Raw genomic sequence first — 19700 nt, forward strand, 5'->3', positions numbered from 1 at the left:
TCACTCGCTTACCGGTTGTCTGGTTTTTCGCGAAAAACGCAGCCGCAGGCGGTCAAAGAACAGATACACCACCGGGGTAGTGTACAGCGTCAATAGCTGACTCATCGCCAGACCGCCGACAATCGTAATGCCCAGCGGCTGACGCAGTTCTGAACCGTCTCCGCCGGACAATACCAGCGGAAGCGCGCCAAACAGCGCCGCCAGCGTGGTCATCATGATGGGACGGAAACGCAGCAGACAGGCCTGGAATATCGCCTCTTCCGGCGATAAGTTCCCGTTGCGCTGCGCCTCAAGGGCAAAGTCCACCATCATGATGGCGTTTTTCTTCACAATGCCAATTAATAGCATAATCCCTATCAGGGCGATTAGGCTGAACGGGGCATCGAATGCTTCCAGCGCCAGCAGCGCGCCCACGCCCGCTGAGGGCAGGGTGGAAAGAATGGTCAGCGGATGGACGTAGCTCTCATACAAAATCCCCAGCATGATATAGACCGTGGCGATGGCTGCCAGAATCAGGATCACCTGCGAATTCATCGTCTCCTGAAACACTTGGGCGGTACCGGCAAAGCTGCCGCGCACGCTCGACGGTACGCCGAGTTGGGTCATGGCGCGATCGATAGCCGCGCTGGCTTCGGAGAGCGATTTCCCGGTCGGCAGGTTAAAGGAGACGGTAGAGGCTGCCGACAGCCCCTGATGGTTCACCGACAGCGGCGCGTTAGCGGGCTGCCATTTCGCAAAGAAAGAGAGCGGGATCGCTTTGCCGTCGCTATTGATCACATACATTTTATCCAGCGCGCTGATGTCCTGGGTGTACACCGGGTCAACTTCCATCACCACCTTGTACTGGTTCAGCGGCTGGTAAATGGTGGAAATCTGCCGCTGGCCGAAAGCGTTATTCAGCAGGCTGTTGGCCGCCTGCACGCTGATGCCGAGTCGCGACATACTTTCACGGTCGTAGATCAGGTTCATCTCCGCACCATTATCCTGCTGGTCAGAGTTCACGTCGGCCAGTTCCGGCAGGGCGGCAAGGGCTTTACGGATCTTCGGCTCCCACTCGCGCAGGGCACTGAGATCGTCTGACAGGAGCGTGTACTGATAGCTGGCATTGGCCTGACGTCCGCCGACGCGAATATCCTGCACCGCCATCAAAAACAGGTTAGCCCCCGGCTCGTTGGCCAGTTTTTTGCGCAGACGGTCAATGATCTGCTGCGCCGTCTCCGTACGTTCGCTACGATCTTTAAGGGCGATAAACATCATCCCGCTGTTGACCCGCGAACCGCCGGTAAAGCCGGTGACGTTATCTACCGCCGGATCGTCGCGAATAATCTTCATAAAGTCCTGAAGTTTGCCGCGCATCGCCTGGAAGGAGATGCTCTGATCCGCCTGAATCCCGCCCATCAACGCCCCGGTATCCTGCTCCGGGAAGAAGGTTTTCGGGATCGCAATATACAGCCAGACATTAAGCACAATGGTGGCGAGCAGCACCAGACCGGTGAGCCGGGCGTGATTAAGCACCCATTTCAGCGACTTGCCATAGCCCTGCTGGAGAGAGACCAGCATCCGCCCAAATCCTTTAACCCGCGTTGGCTGGTGTGGCTTGCTGCGTTTAAGCATCAGGCCGCACATCATCGGCGTCAGGGTCAGCGAAATCACCAGTGAAATACCGATAGCCACCGACAGGGTGACCGCAAACTCCCGCAGCAGCCGTCCGGGCAAACCGCTCATCAGCAGCAAGGGGAGGAACACCGCCACCAGCGACAGGCTCATCGACAGCACGGTAAAGCCCACTTCACGGGTGCCCTGAAGCGCAGCCTGTAACGGTTTCATTCCCGCTTCAAGGTGACGGGAGATGTTCTCCAGCACCACAATGGCGTCATCGACCACAAACCCGGTGGCGATGGTCAGCGCCATCAGCGACAGGTTATTGAGGCTAAAACCGCACAGATACATGGCGGCAAAGGTGCCGATCAGCGATACCGGCACCGCAACAGCCGGGATCAACGTCGCGCGCCCGGATCGCAGGAACAGGAACACCACCAGGATCACCAGCGCTACCGAAATCACCAGCGTTTGCTCCACTTCTTCCAGCGAAGCGCGGATAGTAGGAGAGCGGTCCTGGGCGATTTGCAGGTCAATCGCCGCCGGAATGGTTTCCTGTAGCTCCGGCAGGCGGGCGCGGATGCTGTCCACGGTCTGTATGATATTGGCTTCCGGCAGCTTGCGGATCATCAACAGGATCGCCGGTTTGGCGTTGGTCATCCCGGCGTTGCGCACGTCCTGCACGGAATCCGTGACCGTAGCGACATCGCCGAGGCGCACCGCCGCGCCGTTGTTGTAGTGGACGATCAGCGGCTGATATTCGGCGGCGGTTTTCAGTTCGTCATTGGTCTGGATCTGCCAGCGATGCGTGCCGTCCTCCACCGCACCCTGCGGCTTGCGCACGTTGGCGCTGCTAATCGCGCTACTGACATCATCCAGCGAGACGCCCTGATTAAACAGCGCCTGCGGATTTAACCCTACCCGCACCGCGGGCAGGGAGCTGCCGCCGACATCCACGTCGCCGACCCCTTCTATCTGCGCGATGGTCTGCGCCAGCTGGGTAGAGGCAAAATCGTACAGCTCGCCCTGCGAATAGGTATCCGACGTCAGCGTCAGGATCATAATCGGCGCGTCGGACGGGTTGGCTTTACGATAGGTCGGACGGCTCGGCATACCGCTCGGCAGCAAACTTTGCGCAGCGTTAATCGCCGCCTGCACGTCTCGCGCCGCGCCGTTGATATCGCGGTCGAAATTAAATTCCAGAATGATGCGCGTACTGCCGAGCGAGCTGCTGGAGGTCATTTCGCTGACCCCGGCAATCCGCCCCAGCGAGCGCTCCAGCGGCGTCGCCACCGAGGACGCCATCGTCTCCGGCGACGCGCCCGGCAGCGAGGCGCTGATCATAATGACCGGGAAATCCACCTGCGGCAGGGGGGCAACCGGCAGCAGGCGAAAGCCCAGTATGCCGCACAGCGTGATCGCCAGCGAAATTAAAAACGTCGCCACCGGACGGTGAATGAAGAGCGCGAAAAACTTCACCTACGCCTCCTCGTTACGCTGCGGAAAACGGCTGCGCAGCCTGAGAGCGAGGCGGTCAAACAGCAAGTAAATGACCGGGGTGGTAAACAGCGTCAGCACCTGGCTGACCAGCAGACCGCCGACCATGCCGATACCCAGCGGACGGCGCAATTCCGCACCAACCCCGGTACTCAGCATCAGCGGCAGCGCGCCGAGCAGCGCCGCCAGCGTGGTCATCAGGATCGGCCGGAAACGCAGCAGGCACGCCTGATAAATCGCCTCGCGCGGCGGCATGCCCTGTTCACGTTCGGCGGCCAGCGCAAAGTCGATCATCATGATGGCGTTTTTCTTCACGATGCCGATCAGCAGGATAATCCCGATTATCGCGATCACATCCAGCTCGCTTCCCGCCAGCCACAGAGCCAGCAATGCGCCAACCCCCGCCGTGGGTAACGTCGAAAGGATGGTGATCGGATGGATAAAGCTTTCATACAGCACGCCGAGCACGATATACATCGCTACCACCGCCGCGACAATCAGCCAGACCGTGCTGCCGAGCGCCGACTGGAAGGCGAGGGTGCTGCCCTGGAACTGGGTGGTGATATCGGTGGGCAGGCTCAGATCTTTCTCGGCGGTGGTGATGGCGTCCACCGCGTCGCCCAGCGAATGACCGGATGCGACGTTAAACGAAATGGTGGTTACCGGGAACTGATCGAGATGGTTAATCGACAGCGGCGCAAACCGCTGCTCCACTTTGGCAATCGCGTTCAGCGGCACCACGCCGCCATCGCTGCTGGTGAGACGTATGGTGTCCAGCGATGCCAGGCCCGGCGTGTTCTCGGTATTGTGCTCCAGCACCACCCGGTACTGGTTTGCCTGGGTATAAATGGTCGAAATCAGCCGCTGGCCGAAGGCATTGTACAGCGCGTTATCCACGTCGGACATGCTGATGCCGAGGCGGCTGGCGCTGTCGCGATCGACGTTCACATACGCCACCAGGCCCTTGTCCTGCCAGTCGCTGCTGATATCCGCCAGCGCCGTTTGCGACTGAAGGCGCGTCATGAGCAGCGGCACCCAGTGGCTCAGCGCGTCCAGCGAAGTGGCCTGGAGGGTGAACTGATATTGAGTGCGGCTGACGGTGGTATCAATGGTTAAATCCTGCGTCGGCTGAAGGTACAGCTCTGCGCCCGGCACCCGGCTCGCCGCCTGCTGCAACCGATTAATCACTGTTTGCACGCGATCGTCGCGGTCATCCAGCGGCTTGAGGTTAATTTGCAGACTTGCGCTGTTGAGCGACGGATTGGTGCCGTCCACGCCGACAAACGCTGTCAGGCTTTCCACCGCCGGATCTTTCAGAATTTCATCGGCGACCTGCCGCTGGCGCTGCGCCATGCTGGCAAACGAGGCTGACTGCGGGGCCTGAAGCGTGCCCTGAATAATGCCGTTATCCTGGATCGGGAAGAAGCCTTTGGGGATGAATATCCACAGCATCACCGACAGGATCAGCGTCGCCAGCGCCACGCTGAGCGTCAGCCACGGGTGATTGAGCACTTTCGCCAGTCCGCGCCCGTAAGCGGCAATCACCCGTTCAAAAAAGCGCTCGCTGGCGCGCGAGAAGCGGTTTTGCTTGCGCAGGGACTCGACGCTGAGCATGCGCGCGCACATCATCGGCGTCAGGGTCAGCGACACTACCGCGGAGATCAGGATCGCCACCGCGAGGGTGACGGCAAACTCGCGGAACAGGCGGCCGACGATATCGCCCATAAACAGCAGCGGGATCAGCACCGCAATCAGCGAGAAGGTCAGGGAGATGATCGTAAAGCCGATCTCGCCCGCGCCCTTTAGCGCCGCGGCCATTGGCTTCTCGCCCTTCTCGATATAGCGGGAGATGTTTTCAATCACCACGATAGCGTCATCGACCACAAAGCCGGTAGCGATGGTCAGCGCCATTAGCGTCAGGTTGTTGATGGAGAAGTCGAGGAACACCATTACCGCAAAGGTGCCAACCAGCGACAGCGGCACCGCGACGCCGGGAATAATGGTCGCCGGGACGTTGCGCAGGAACAGGTAGATAATCATCACCACCAGCGCAATCGCCAGCATCAGCTCAAACTGAGTATCGCTGACCGAGGCGCTGATATTGGTGGTGCGATCCGACAGCACTTTCACCTGTACCGACTTCGGCAGGCTTTCCGTCAGCTGCGGCAGCAGCTGGCGAATGCTCGCGGCGGTATCGATAATATTGGCCCCCGGCTGACGCTGCACGTTCATTACAATCGCCTGCTCTTTATTCGCCCACGCGCCGAGCCAGCTATTTTCCGCTCCCTGCTCAATGGTGGCCACATCGCCGAGGCGGATCGCCGCGCCGTTCTGATAAGCAATGATTAAGCGGCGATAATCTTCTGCCGTCTGCATCTGATCGTTGGCGGAAAGGGTAATCGCGCGCGTTGGCCCGTCGAGGCTACCTTTCGCCGAGTTAACGTTGGCGCTGGTAATCGCGGTGCGCACGGTTTCGCTGGTCAGCCCCAGCGCGGCAATGGCCTGCGCATTAAGTTTGACGCGCACCGCCGGACGCTGACCGCCTGCCAGCGTCACCAGCCCGACGCCGGAGACCTGGGAGATTTTTTGCGCCACCCGCGTCTCGACCATATCTTCGACCTGAGTCATCGGCAGGGCGGAAGAGGTCACGGCGAGGGTCATGATCGGCGGATCCGCCGGGTTGACTTTGCTGTAGACCGGCGGGTTAGGCAGATCGTCAGGCAGCAGGTTAGTGGCGGCGTTGATCGCGGCCTGCACCTCCTGCTCGGCGACGTCCAGCGGCAGCGTAAGCTGAAACTGGAGTGTGACCACCGACGCGCCGCCGGAGCTTTGCGACGACATCTGCTTCAGGCCCGACATTTGCCCGAACTGACGCTCAAGCGGTGCGGTGATGGCGGAAGTGGTTACGTCCGGGCTGGCACCGGGATACAGCGTCACCACCTGAATCGTCGGATAATCCACTTCCGGCAGCGCCGAAATCGGCAAAAAACGATAGCCGATAATCCCGGCTATCATGATCGCTACCATTAACAGCGTGGTGGCGACCGGGCGCATGATAAACAGGCGGGACGGGCCGCCCGTGGCGCGGGGAGGTAACACCTGCATCAGGAGCGTGCTCCTTTTTTACCGTATTCGCGGTTGGTGGGCGTTTCCGCGGCGGTGGCCGATGTGCTTTGGGCCTCTACTACTTCCACCTTCGCCCCTTCGGTCAGGCGATCGATACCATCAGTCACCACGCGGTCGCCCGCAGAGAGACCGTCGGTGATCACCACTTTCAGGCTGTCCTGAATGCCCGGAACGACGGTGTGCTTGCTGACTTTGTTTTCTGCATTAACCACCCAGACGAAATTACCATCGTTACCCATTTGCAGCGCGGCGGTAGGGATCACGACCGCGTTTTGTTGGGTATCGACCAGCAGACGGGCGTTAACGAACTGGTTAGGAAACAGCAAATCGTCCTGATTATCAAAGCGCGCCTTCAGTTTGATGGTCCCGGTAGTAGCGTCAATCTGATTATCGAGACTCAGCAGCGTACCAGCGCTGAGCTTCTGTTTATTGGTCCGATCCCAGGCTTCTACCGGCAGCGTTTTTCCGGCTTTCTGCGCCTGTACGATGGTCGCGATATCCCCTTCCGGCAGGGTAAACACCAGATCGATAGGATGCGTCTGCGTCAGCACCACAATGCCGGTGGTATCGCCGCTGGAGATTTGGTTGCCAATATCCACCTGTTTTAAGCCAACGCGGCCGTCCACCGGCGCGGTAATGCGGCTCCAGTCGAGCTGCAACTGCGCGCTGGCGACGCTGGCCTCATCGGCCTTAATCGTGCCCTGCGTCTCGCTGACCAGCGCCTGCTGGGCGTCCAGCTCCTGACGCGAAACCAGATTGGTTTTAACCAGCTGCTGATAGCGTGCTAAATCACGCTGGGCATTCGCCAGCGTCGCCCGGTCTTTCGCCAGCTGTCCCTGCGCCTGGGCCAGCGCCACCTTAAACTCGCTGGGGTCGATCTCCGCCAGCACATCGCCCGCTTTCACCTGCTGACCTTCCTGAAAATGGATTGCCATCAGCTGACCATCCACCCGGCTGCGCACCGTGACAGTATTCGCCGCGGTGATGGTCCCCAGCCCGGAAAGGTAGCGCGGAACCGACTCACTGGTCGCCGTCGCCGCCTGCACCGGGGCCAGCTGCGCATTACGCTGCGCGTGGCGTCCACCGCCGGATGGCGCAGCGGTCGTCGCGGAGGGGCTTTCTGAGGCGTTGCGGCTGTGCCAGAACCAGAGGACGGCAAGGGCCGCAATAATCACTATCAGCGCTGTTGCCCAGCGGGCTTTGTTACTGCCTTTCATTGATTTACGTGTCTCTTCCTGAAGCCGGTCGCAGAATAATACTAGTTTAGTCAGCTAACTCATTACAAAAATGGAGGAAGTATGAAAGATGGGGAGGAATAGTCTGAATGCGCGGCTTTGCACGGCGTGGAGCGTTGTCAGAAGCGGTTGCTTTGCTGACAGGTATGGACCCCTGTTTTCCTGTGTGGGTAAGGCCTGGAGTAGACAATACAGGATATAACATCATAAAGTTAGCTATTAGCCTCAGATTTCGCAGCTCCAAAATTATATTGAGCCTTTATTTACCCACCATTTTTTAATATTACCTAAATTAATTTACAGGGCCAAAGAAAAACTCCCCAGGCCCTTACTTATACAAGCGAATTACACCATTTATGGTATTAATCTCTCGCCTTGATATATCTGAAACGGCTTTTCTTCATTGCAGAAAAACATCCGTTAAGGCATGCCCATTCTACTCAGCGAACCAGCCGCGCCCGCATTGCCGCTGCTTCTTCTTCGGGGTAAGTGCTTAGCAAAGGATCGATAGTATAGCCACCGTAGATTTTTTCCCCACGGGTATACATCCAGTCAGAGATATCCGCTTTCTTGATTTTCCATTCCTGACCGTACTGCACATTTTGAACGATGCCGGGTTCATTGCCGATTTTGCCAGTGAAAACGCCGTCAGCATAGGAGATATCCGTTAGCCAGAAATGCTCGGTCTCTCCGTGATCGGTAATCGGTGCTTTTACCGCGTATGAATCGGCATCATGTTTATTCAGCATTTCAATGAATTTGTCGGTCTCCCGGCGTGCATGTGCGATTGCGGCCGACATCTCTTGCTGATCATAACCTTCGGTAACCAGCGTATCGGGTTTTTCACAATAACCTGCGGTGGTAAAAAATAACAAACTTAACGCCAGCATTATAAATTTCATATCTTCTCCACAATCCGTGTATTATAAAAACGTCAATATAACCTGATGATTATCGTCAGGTCGTCGATTCAGTATAGGTTATTATGATTTTAACGAGAATTAGAATTTCACAGGGAGCACCCCTGTGAATAATAGTTTTTAAAAGGACAGGGAATACTATTACGGGAAGTTAATAACAAAACTGGGTTACATATTGTATGCGCCGTTTTGCCGGGTGGCGGCTTCGCCTTACCCGGCCTACAATGTTATTAATATCAATTACTTACTTGTAAATCAATCAAACATCACCTGCGCCCAGCGTGCCAGTCCTGCCGTTACCGAGCCGAAATCATCGCCGCCAGCGATCGGGATGCCCGGCAGGCGTTCGGCGAGGGCTTTTTTAATCAGCGGGGAGCGGGCGCTGCCGCCGGTCAGATAGATAACGTCCGGCGTTTCCTGAGCGTTTTCCAGCGCCAGCTGTACCTGTTCCAGAATACGCGTCAGCGGCTGGCTCAATGCCGCGTCCAGCCCCTGCTGGGTGATTGCCGCCGTCAGTTCGTCGCTGATAAACGGCAGGGTAGTAACCACTTCCGGGCGATCGGAAAGGGCGATTTTACTTTCTTCGGCGCTGCGTACCAGGCGATAGCTCAGGCGCTGCTTCCAGACCTTCAGCAGCAGGGCGACTTTATCGCCATCACGGGCGTCGCGCACCAGATCGTTTAACAGGCGTCCGTTAGCGCTGCTGTAAAAATCGCTCTGGGCCGGGACGTCGTTGATGGCAACCGCGTTCCACCAGGGCAAAATCGGCAGGGCGATGCCTTTTTCCGTTTCGCCGCCCAGTCCCAGAAGCGGCATCAGGCTTTTAAACGCCAGCGCGATATCCAGATCGTTACCGCCGATACGACAGCCGCTGTGCCCCAGCAGGCTGGCATCGCGCTCCCGGCGATGACGCCACTGTGGACCCATCAGCAGCAATGAACAGTCGGTGGTCCCGCCGCCGATATCCACCACCAGCACGCGTTTCTCTTTCTGCAAGGTGGCTTCAAAATCCAGACCCGCCGCCACCGGCTCATACTGGAATATCACATCCTGAAAACCGGCGCGTCGGGCGGCACGATCAAGAATGCCCTGCGCCTGCGCGTTGGCCTCGTCGCCGCCTAATCCCTGAAAGTTAATGGGGCGGCCAATCACCGCCTGGGTGATGCTTTCCGGGAGCTGACTTTCCGCCTGCTGGCGAATATGCAGCATCATGGAGCAGACCAGATCTTCAAACAGCGCGATTTGCTGCGGCTTCAGGCCGCTGGCACCGAGAAAGGATTTCGGTGATTTAACGAAGTAGACTTCCTCGGGATCGGCAACATACTGCTGGAGCGACGCAAGACCAAACTGGACGCTGCCTGACAAAACCTCAATGTCTTCATCACGGTTATAGTTAATAGCGCGGCGCAGCAGCGCCTGCGTTTCTCCCGGCGTCGCCGGGACGTCGTGATGGCGGTACAGCCATTCACTGACCGCTTCGCGCGTTGGCGCGCTCAGCATGGAGGGTAAAAGCGTGCTGCCGTTTTCCATCGTCAACAGCTGTGGCGCACCATCGCGCATGACGGCAACCGAACAGTTTGCCGTGCCGTAGTCAAATCCGATAAACACTGGTGAATCCCCATGCCGGTGAAGAAGGGGGGCGACTTTAGCGAAATGTCTGCATTGCTGCAAGCCCGGCAGCGCCGGGTCTGGATTTTACTGCCCCTGTGCCATCAGGGCCATAAGCTGATCGAAGAGCGCATCGGCGCTTTTTTTATAGCCATCGGCAGAGAGATGCACCAGATCGGGACGCGCATCGCCGGCCGCAGACCAGCGCTCCATCGAGCAGGCTCCGCCCATAAAGGCGCGCCAGTCCCAGAAGAGGAGCTGCTGCGCTTCAGCGACCTGTTTTTGTACCTGCATGACTTTTGCCAGACTCACGGGTTCACGGGCGTTGCAGCTGGCTTGCCCTTTGTTTTTAATACTGTCTGGCGGACCGATCAGCAGGATCGCCGCGTCGGGTAGTGCTTCCCGGATCTGCACGATACGCCCTTCAAGCTGAAGGCGATAAAGCGCGGGATCGAGATCGTCGTTAAACGCTTCGTTGGTGCCGTACTCGAGGATCACCATATCGGGTTTCAGCGCGGCCAGTGGCGCTGACCAGTCGGACTGCCATTTTTTCCAGGCGGAGAGCGTCGCGCCGTTGATGCCCACGGCAGAGAGAATGACGCCCGAACGCGGCGCAGAGATAAACCAGCCGCCCAGTTGGATATTATTCTGGCCGCTCAGGGTGGCGTTTAACGGAAACGTCGCCTGTTGAGCGTCAGAGAGCTGCCAGTGATTCTGGCTATCGGGAAGCGTCTGCCTGCCGGCGCTGCCCATGATGAGCGTCGCGTCTGTAGAAGACTTATACAACGCGCTGACCTGATAACGGCCACGGTTGCCGTTGGTCAGCGTTAATGTCACATCCGCGTTAGCCTGCAACGGCTGGGCAATCAGCCCGGTAAAAGGAAAATCCTCACGCGGATCTTTGCGCGTTGACCAGAGCTGCCAGTTCTGGCCGGGTTTACTGAAATTCACCACGGCGCTACGCTGCCCGGAAACCTGCACCGGGCTGACCATACCGGGGCCGCCGTCGCCAAAGCGTTGCTGAAAACGCATACGTAGCTGACCGGTAAAAAGATCCGCGGCGGTGTGTGAATCCCCCAGTTGCAGAATATGCACGCGCTGATTGCCCGCCTGTAGCTTTGCCGCCAGCCGGTCCAGTCCGGCATCACCGAAGCGGGTCAGCTGATTGTGGCTGACCGTCTCCTGCGGTTGGCTCGTCGATAAGGTCGGTGCTTTTTGCTCCTCGTCGTGACATGAGATCATCAGCAGCAGACTGAGCAGCAGCGCCAGCGGCTTACAGACGGGTAAGCGTTTATTGTAATTCATCAGGTTTCTCCTGTTGTGCGCCTTCAACGACGATCATTGAAAGCACCCTGTTCGCAATCAGTTTTTGCGCATAGGGAGTAAAGTGAATGCCGTCACCGCTGCGAAGTTTGAGTTTTCGGCCCTCTTTTTCCTGATAGTCAGAATAGGTATCGCCCTGGTAACCCAGAATATCATTCGCGGAGAGGTAATATTGACCCGCCCCGGTGACGGCAGAAGAGTAGAGGGTATCAAGCCAGGCAACGCCTTCGGAGAGCGCTTTTTTGCGCATATTCGGTGGGCCTATCCATACCACCGGAATGTGCTTTTGCTGCGCGCTTTGCAAAATGCTGTCGATGCGGCTGCGATAAAGCTGTTCCCATTCCGGGCTTTTAAATTTCAGATACTGACCGCCGCCGTCAGGCTTCATTGACCACGGATCGTTCGGGCCAAGGAATACCACCAGCAGTTCGATATCCGGCTCGCTCTGTAGCGTTTCGCTGATGGTGCGCGGCCAGTTAAAAAAACCGGGCAACGTCAGGCCGGTACTCTGCTTACTTTTGTTGATGCTCTGAATGCCGTAGCGTTTATTCAGCGCCAGCATGATATGCGGGGCGATGCCCTGCATCATTGAATCCCCGGCAAAAAAGACTTTGCCGTGCGCCGTTAACGTAATGTGGTCTTTATCATGCCGGACCGCAGGCAGGGCAGGGGCTGCCGGTTGCTGCGACACTGCCGCAGGAGCAGCAAGTAACGCGGTGAACGGTGGTACAGGCGGCGTGATAGTTGCGGAGGGCGTGTCATCCAGCGCCTCGCTAAACGCCTCTCTGCTGGTATAAAAGGCCGCTAAAATTTTGCCCCCTTCCAGCCACAGCGGTTGTCTGACCACACTCCAGGGGGAATCCTGGTGAAATTCCTGCTGCCAGTATAGCGTCAGCGAGCGCTGGTTGAGCCAGACCACAAACAGCGTGCTGAGCAACAGGATGTAGAGAAATTTATAGACTCTGCCAAACGGTGAGACGTTATCAAAAGTTTGCATAAATAAACCCCGGCAGGCCAGCAGGCGAAAAGAAAAAGACCACGGTTAAAAAAAGCGCCAGCGGAACCGGAAACAGGATCCATGGAATGCGGCAGGCCAGCGCGCCGAGTTTTATTCTCAACGAATCCAGCTGAGGATAAATAATAAAGAAGATCAAAAAAGCAATGAGAGTCGGCGTTTCCGCTGCCGTCAGCAGGGAAGATACAGAGAGCTGGCTGATGCGGATGATAATCGCCCAGGCCGTTGATAAATCGGTCGCGCGGAAAAATATCCACGCGAAACAAATAAAGTGAAAGGTCAACAGACGAGACAATAACGTAATTGTCGGCCCGGAATGGCGCACCGGGAAAAGGTGATTTTTATAATTTAACAGCACCAGCCCGGCACCGTGAATGGCTCCCCAGATAAGGAAGTTGAATCCGGTACCGTGCCAGATGCCGGAGAGGATCATCGCGATCAGCAAATTAACATTTTTGCGCAAAAATCCCCGCCGGTTACCGCCCAGCGGGATGTAAATATAATCGCGAATAAACAGCGATAAGCTGATATGCCAGCGTCCCCAGAACGCCTGTAAATTCTGCGCCCGATACGGCGCGTTAAAGTTCACCGGCAGCGTAAAACCGAGCAGCGCGGCCAGCGCGGTGACCAGATTGGTATAGCCGGAGAAGTTAAAGTAAATTTGCCAGGCGTAAGCGTACACCGCCACCAGCAGTTGCAGCGGGGTGGCGTTTTCGGGGGTGTCAAACACCGGGTTAACGAACTGGTCGGCAAGCCAGGTACTGCACAGAAATAATTTGGCGATAGCCAGTGCCAGCAGGCAAAGTGGCTTTTGCACATTGCCCAGCCTGCGGGGAACCGACGTGGCGATTTGCGGCAGAAAATGGCTTGCGCGGTTGATTGGCCCTGATACCACGCTTGGAAAGAAGCTGATATACAGCAACGCATTCAGCGGCGTCGCGGGCGGTAGTTCTTTTTTGGCAATCGAAACGATATAGCTGACAGAATGAAAAATGTAAAAAGAAAGCCCGAGAGGAATAATGATATCCATCAACGGCAAATTAATCGCCATGTTAGCCTGGCTCAGGCTAAGCTGAAGGCTTTCCCGGCTGGCAGGATAGTATTTAAAGGCAATAAAGAAGGTCAGAATGAGCAGAATCAATACCGAATAGCCCGTTCTGGTATGATTCGTTCTGTGAATAAATTCACCTAAAATATATATCAATAAACTATACGTTAATAAAATGATGGCAGAGCTGATTGAAAAGCTGGCAATAAATGCATAGCTGGCCAGCAATAAAGCCCCGTTCTGGATGTTAACCCACGGATTCAACAGCCAGTAGAGTAAGAAAAAGAGTAAGAAAAAATAACTAAAGGTGAGCGACAACATATTCATTATTTAGCCATCCTTGCTAAACCATCCTGAGAAGGCAGAAATATACGCTGACAGGCTGGCAGGGCGCAACGGCTGGTAAGGTTAAATTTTATGATATTTAAATTGGGAATATTTCTTATAAAAACATATATTTTAATGATGAATAACAGGCGTTAGTGAGGAGAAAAAATGTTCACGCTGCACTGGCAACCCCCTTACGACTGGCCGTGGATGCTGGCTTTTTTACGCGCCCGTGCCGTTGAAGGCATTGAGACCTTTGACGAGGATATTTATACCCGCAGCGTGTTGCTGGACGGACATCGCGGTTTGATGACGCTAACGCCGGAGCGGGAAACGCATACGCTGAGGGTTCATCTGACGGAAGGGCTGCTGCCGGTGGCGGAGCCGTGTTTGCAGCGCATTGAGCGGCTACTGGACTTACGCTGCGATCCGCAGCTTATCGCCGCCGCGTTGGGCGATCTTGCCAGTGCCAGGCCGGGGCTGCGCCTGCCGGGTTCGATTGATGCTTTCGAGCAGGGCGTGCGCGCCATTCTCGGGCAGCTGGTCAGCGTCGCCATGGCCGCGAAGCTGACCGGAAAAGTGGTGGCTGCCTGCGGTGAGCCGCTGGCCGATGCGCCGGGTTATTATACCTTTCCGACGCCTGAAGCGCTGGCGGCGACAGATCCAATGTTGTTGAAATCGCTGGGAATGCCGTTAAAACGCGCGCTGGCGCTTATCCATCTGGCGCAGGCGACGATTGACGGCCGCTTTCCGCTCCATGCGCCGGAGGATGTGGAGCAGGGCGTAAAACGGCTGCAAACCTTTCCCGGCATCGGTCGCTGGACGGCTAACTACTTTGCCCTGCGCGGCTGGCAGGCGCAGGATATCTTTTTACCGGATGATTATGCCATCAAGCAGCGTTTCAACGGCATGACGCCCGCGCAAATCCGTCGTTATGCCGAACGCTGGCAGCCGTGGCGTTCTTACGCGCTACTGCATATCTGGTTTACCGCAGACTGGCAGCCGGTTAATTGATGGCAAAGTAGCTGGTGTTCAGTAGCAGATCCAGCGGCTGATTTTGGGCGATGGTATCGCCATAGATCAGGTCGATACCGATGCCAGAGAGCGCATCCATCATTAGCGGCGTATTGGTCGGCCCGGCGATACTCTTCATACCCAGGCGATGGGTATGGCCCTGAATAATGGTCACCATCATTTCATCCAGCAGGTTAGTCTGGACGTTAGCGACCAGTTCAGGGTCGAGCAAAATATAATCCGCCGTCTGTGGCGTCAGGCGATTAAACAGCTCCAGATCCTGATTAATGTGGTTGAGGATGATTTTGCAGCCTGCCTGACGCAGTTTTCTCAGCCCGTTTTCAATCTGATGGCCGTTGCGCATAATCGCTTCTGAATCGATCACCAGATGTAGCAGGCGTGGCGGCAAAGCGCTGTGCGCGAGTTTCGCCAGCAGTTCATCGACCAGCGTCATGCTGGTTAATCCAGCGGTCGATAGCGGCAGAGTAATGCTCAGCCCTTTCGCGGCGACAGCCTGCGCGTGATGGGCGAAAAATTCAGTGAAGATCCTTCGGTCCAGCGCGTGCAGCAATTCCGGGTCGGACAGCCCGGCGCGAAACGCCTGTTCTTCAATCACGTCGCCTTCGCTGGTCCATAAACGCAGCGACAGCAGCCAGAAATAGCTGGTCTCCGGAATACGCGGGGAGGCGACGCCGCGCGCCATTATCAACAGCGCGTTGTCTTTAATCATCCGCCACTGCTCTTCCAGCGGCATCATGCTGCGCGAGCCGTGTATCTGTTCCTGCTGGGGTTCGTACACGGTGACGATACCGCGTCCGTTATTTTTCGAGGCGTAGCAGGCGATATCGGCCTGCGACATTACTTCTGAAGCCTGATGATTGGTCTCATCAATTAATGTTATGCCCGCGCTGGCACCGATGCGGTGCAGGCGGCCTTCCCACATAAAATGATAGTCATTGATGGCTTCGATAATGCGCCCGGCAATATAGCGGGCGCTCTCAATATTGCAGTCGGGCAACAGCAGGCCAAACTCATCGCCGCCCAGACGAGCGAGGATATCGCTGGTGCGCAGCATACTGAGCATCAGGGAGGAGAGTTCGCGCAACAGCGCATCCCCGGCGGCGTGCCCGGCGGTATCATTAACCGCTTTAAAGCGGTCGAGATCGACAAACACCAGCGCGTGACGCTGATGCGTTTCCTGTACCGTTTGCAGCAGGCGTTTCAGATGGCTTTCAAAACTGGCCCGATTTCCCAGATGGGTCAGCGCATCGTGCGAGGCGCTGTAGCTGAGCTGGCGCAGCATTTTTCGCGATTCCGTCACGTCCTGGATGACCAGCACTGAGCCGATGGTATGTCCGTCAAGCGTGCTGAGGGGGGTAATACTGTAGTGAATGTCATAGCTGCCGCCGTTGCGGCATTTTAAAACCAGATCCTGCTCAATGGCCGAGCGTGACATATCGCCGCTGTGAATATTCTCCATCAACGGACCGTCCTCGCCGAAGGTGATCTGTAGCACCTGGAGCAGTAGCTGGCCTATCGCCTGTTGCTGTGTCCAGCCGCTCATCTTCTCGGCGACCGGGTTCATAAACGTCACTCGCAGATTATCATCAATACACACCACCGCTTCACCGATGGAATCCAGGGTGATATGCAGACGCTCTTTCTCCTGGAACAGCGCTTCATTGAGCTGTTTGACTTCGGTCATGTCCATATTGACCCCCAGCAACCGTTCCACTTCGCCCTGTTTATTCAGCACCCGGCTTGCCAGAGAGCGGATATGGCGCACGCCTTCCTTCACCTGAATGCGGAATTCGAGTTTGAACGGTGCGCGGCTATGGAGCGCGTCACGCACTATCGTAGAGGCACTGTCGCGATCCTCGGGAAGTAACCGCTGATACCACAGTTGCCAGGTCGGTTTGGTATTGGGGGGGATCTCATACAGTTCAAACATCCGCTGATCCCAGCTAATGACATCGGGCTTCAGCTCCCACTCCCAGATGCCGATGCCGCCCGCTTCATTGGCAAGGGTAATACGCTCCATCAGCCGCTTGTTGACCCATTCGGTATTTTTAAGATCGGTAATGTCTTCAATCTGTGAAATAAAATAGAGCGGGGTACCGTCGGCGTGGCGCACCAGCGAGACGGCCAGCAGCGCCCAGACCACGTCGCCTTTGCGGGTGTAGTAGCGCTTTTCCAGCGAGTAGCTGTTAATTTCGCCGCGCACCAGCATATTCAGCTGGTCAAGGTCTGAGTTAAGATCTTCCGGCCATGTCAGTTGCTGAAAGGTGAGGCTGCGCAGCTCCTCCTGGCTATAGCCGAGGAAATGGCACAGCGCTTTATTGACCTGTAACCACTGTCCCTCCGTTCCCACCAGCGCCATGCCGATGGCGGAATATTCCATCGCATTACGAAAACGCTCTTCGCTTTCGGTAATGTGCTTACGCTCGGCGCGAAATGCATACATCACCATCGTCATGATATTGGCGGGCAGGATCATCATCAGGAAGGGGAGCCAGGGGGCGTTGGTCATGGCGGCGATGTGCGTGGCGGTCAAATCACGCGGATCGGTGGCCAGCATCAATGAAACCAGCATCACCGTCAGCAGGAAAACAAGAAATGCCTCCATGCGCGGTAAACGTACCGCACTCCACATCAACAGCACGATGATGCAGGTAAAGGGCCACGGCAGATACAGCATGGCACCCGCGCTGAGCGCCAGCGTCACGGCGAGAGTGATCAGCGTCTCAATCAACAGGCGCGGTTCCCGATGGCGCAGCAAATAATGCGGTTTATACAGCAGACCCAGCGGCACCAGCGCCAGCGCGGCGATGGTTTCGGACAGCACCCAGACGAGAAAAATTTGCAGCCGGTCACCGCCGTTCACCAGCGGCAGGATCAGCAGACCGCCGACCAGCGGCGGGATAATCGCGCTGCCAATCGCCAGCCGAACCCAGTCGGCGAGGCCCTTTAACGGGTTATACTGCGGCAACAGTTTGCGCAGCAGCAACGCACCGACGACGGCTTCAATAATATTAATGCAGGTATACCACAGGTTGATTGCCGGTAGCGGGTTGACGATAAGCGACGCGCCAATACTGCCGAGCGAGCAGGCCACCGCAATCCCCGGCCAGACTTTACCGGCGTGGCGGTAAAAGGCGACCATCATAATCGCCGTCGGGAACCACAGCGGTGCGATAAGCGTGCCAAAACGGGTCAGCTCAAGCGAAAAGAGGGTAAAAATGAAGGTCAATAGTCCCAGGCTGATAAAACGCATGAGTGGATGAGTGGGGGTGATCAATACTCGCTGGTACGGTTTCTTCATTACCATTCTATCCGCCAGGCTCTGCGCCAGGAGCAAGCCCGGACGTTAAGATGTCAAATTGGGATTATGCTAGTACAAACAATTTACAATTCCTATGGCGACTGGTCATAATTTGACATCATAAAGATATTAATTAATGAGTCTGGTTAAAAAAAGACGAAACTGCATCAAAATTAAGCATAAAAATTTTACTAAAGGGACGTGATCCGCCATTAAGCAGAGTCTGAAACCATTACGCGCATTCGACTGGTATCATCACGCACAAATCCCTATAATTGCCGCGTTTGGCGCTTCGGCGTCGCCCTCCCTTACATCCAGGTTAATCAGGTCGCTAAATTTATGACTGATAAGTCTCATCAGTGCGTCATCATAGGCATCGCAGGCGCATCGGCTTCAGGTAAAAGTCTTATCGCCAGCACGCTGTACCGCGAGTTACGTGAACAGGTTGGTGATGAGCATATCGGCGTTATTCCGGAAGACAGCTACTACAAAGACCAAAGCCATCTGCTGATGGAAGAGCGCGTAAAAACCAACTACGACCATCCCAGCGCGATGGATCACAGTTTACTGTTTCAGCATTTACAATCCTTAAAACGCGGCATTCCGATTGAGCTGCCGGTATATAGCTACGTTGAACATACCCGCACGCCGGAAACCATCCGCGTCGAGCCGAAGAAAGTGATCATTCTGGAGGGCATTCTGTTATTAACCGACGCCCGCCTGCGCGAAGCGATGAACTTCTCGATTTTTGTCGACACGCCGCTGGATATCTGTCTGATGCGCCGCATTAAGCGCGACGTTAACGAGCGCGGCCGTTCTATGGACTCGGTCATGGCGCAGTATCAGAAAACCGTGCGTCCGATGTTCCTGCAATTTATCGAACCGTCGAAACAGTACGCTGACATTATTGTGCCGCGGGGCGGCAAAAACCGGATTGCTATCGATATCCTGAAAGCCAAAATTAGCCAGTTTTTTGAATAAATCACGCGAATTGTGTAACGTGCAGAGAGAATCTGTTAACCCTTTATGCCCGCAGGCATAAAGGCACGCGCCACGAAAGGAGAAAGCGCATGCGTCTGTGTGACCGAGATATTGAAGCCTGGCTGGATGAAGGCCGCCTGTCGATTAATCCTCGTCCTCCGGTGGAGCGAATTAACGGCGCGACGGTAGACGTTCGCCTCGGCAATAAATTCCGTACCTTTAGCGGGCACACCGCCGCATTTATCGACCTCAGCGGCCCGAAAGCGGAAGTGAGCGCGGCCCTCGATCGCGTCATGAGCGATGAAATCGTGCTGGCTGAAGGCGATGCGTTTTATTTGCATCCGGGCGAGCTGGCGCTGGCGGTCACGCTGGAATCCGTCACCTTACCCGCCGATCTGGTGGGCTGGCTGGACGGGCGCTCATCGCTGGCGCGCCTTGGGCTGATGGTTCACGTCACCGCGCATCGCATCGATCCGGGCTGGTCAGGCTGTATCGTGCTGGAGTTCTATAATTCCGGGAAGCTGCCGCTGGCGCTGCGCCCTGGTATGCTAATTGGCGCGCTGAGCTTTGAGCCGCTTTCCGGCCCGGCGGCGCGTCCTTACAACCGCCGTGAAGATGCGAAGTATCGCGATCAGCAGGGCGCTGTCGCCAGCCGTATCGATAAAGACTGAGTTAACGCGGTGTT

General features: G+C 56.3%; 12 protein-coding genes. 3 read left to right on the forward strand and 9 right to left on the reverse strand.

Annotated features, from left to right (window positions below; genetic code table 11):
• From mdtC to INT84_RS08425, 8 genes are all read right to left on the reverse strand, one after another.
• Entirely contained in the window at positions 1-3078 is a 3078-nt protein-coding gene (gene mdtC, locus INT84_RS08390; RefSeq protein WP_194206434.1) for a multidrug efflux RND transporter permease subunit MdtC, read from the reverse strand.
• On the reverse strand, positions 3079-6201 hold the full coding sequence (locus INT84_RS08395; protein ID WP_194206435.1) for an MdtB/MuxB family multidrug efflux RND transporter permease subunit: 3123 nt from the start codon (positions 6199-6201) through the stop codon (positions 3079-3081).
• Complete coding sequence (locus tag INT84_RS08400) at positions 6201-7439, reverse strand: MdtA/MuxA family multidrug efflux RND transporter periplasmic adaptor subunit (protein WP_194206436.1); 1239 nt, start codon at positions 7437-7439, stop codon at positions 6201-6203. The genes INT84_RS08395 and INT84_RS08400 overlap by 1 nt, the downstream gene beginning before the upstream one ends.
• Positions 7440-7897: 458 nt before the next feature.
• Positions 7898-8359 carry a YegJ family protein gene (locus INT84_RS08405; RefSeq protein WP_194206437.1) on the reverse strand — a complete coding sequence of 154 codons (462 nt, stop codon included), beginning with the start codon at positions 8357-8359 and terminating at the stop codon, positions 7898-7900.
• A gap of 273 nt (positions 8360-8632) precedes the next feature.
• A complete protein-coding gene (yegD, locus tag INT84_RS08410; protein WP_194206438.1) occupies positions 8633-9985 on the reverse strand; it encodes a molecular chaperone in 1353 nt (450 codons plus the stop codon).
• A gap of 87 nt (positions 9986-10072) precedes the next feature.
• Positions 10073-11290 (reverse strand): SGNH/GDSL hydrolase family protein, encoded by a 1218-nt coding sequence (locus tag INT84_RS08415; RefSeq protein ID WP_194206439.1) that lies wholly within the window; start codon positions 11288-11290, stop codon positions 10073-10075.
• Positions 11277-12305: an SGNH family hydrolase gene (locus INT84_RS08420; protein ID WP_194206440.1), complete on the reverse strand. Its 1029-nt coding sequence runs from the start codon at positions 12303-12305 to the stop codon at positions 11277-11279. The genes INT84_RS08415 and INT84_RS08420 overlap by 14 nt, the downstream gene beginning before the upstream one ends.
• Positions 12292-13698 carry an MBOAT family protein gene (locus INT84_RS08425; protein ID WP_194206441.1) on the reverse strand — a complete coding sequence of 469 codons (1407 nt, stop codon included), beginning with the start codon at positions 13696-13698 and terminating at the stop codon, positions 12292-12294. The genes INT84_RS08420 and INT84_RS08425 overlap by 14 nt, the downstream gene beginning before the upstream one ends.
• A 168-nt stretch (positions 13699-13866) precedes the next feature.
• On the opposite strand from INT84_RS08425, the gene alkA reads away from it, so the two are divergent.
• Positions 13867-14712 carry a DNA-3-methyladenine glycosylase 2 gene (gene alkA, locus INT84_RS08430; protein WP_194206442.1) on the forward strand — a complete coding sequence of 282 codons (846 nt, stop codon included), beginning with the start codon at positions 13867-13869 and terminating at the stop codon, positions 14710-14712.
• On the opposite strand, the gene INT84_RS08435 is transcribed toward alkA, so the two are convergent.
• On the reverse strand, positions 14705-18034 hold the full coding sequence (locus INT84_RS08435) for a diguanylate cyclase (protein ID WP_194206443.1): 3330 nt from the start codon (positions 18032-18034) through the stop codon (positions 14705-14707). The genes alkA and INT84_RS08435 overlap by 8 nt on opposite strands.
• 339 nt (positions 18035-18373) lie before the next feature.
• On the opposite strand from INT84_RS08435, the gene udk reads away from it, so the two are divergent.
• Together udk and dcd are read left to right on the forward strand one after the other, a co-directional pair.
• Positions 18374-19015 (forward strand): uridine kinase, encoded by a 642-nt coding sequence (udk, locus tag INT84_RS08440; protein WP_194206444.1) that lies wholly within the window; start codon positions 18374-18376, stop codon positions 19013-19015.
• 89 nt (positions 19016-19104) lie between these two features.
• The gene (dcd, locus tag INT84_RS08445; RefSeq protein WP_176919127.1) at positions 19105-19686 is read left to right on the forward strand and encodes a dCTP deaminase; all 582 of its coding nucleotides are present in this window, start codon (positions 19105-19107) and stop codon (positions 19684-19686) included.
• Positions 19687-19700 lie beyond the last annotated feature (14 nt).

Source organism: Superficieibacter sp. 1612_C1, from assembly GCF_015234305.1.
Classification (GTDB): Bacteria; Pseudomonadota; Gammaproteobacteria; order Enterobacterales; family Enterobacteriaceae; genus Superficieibacter.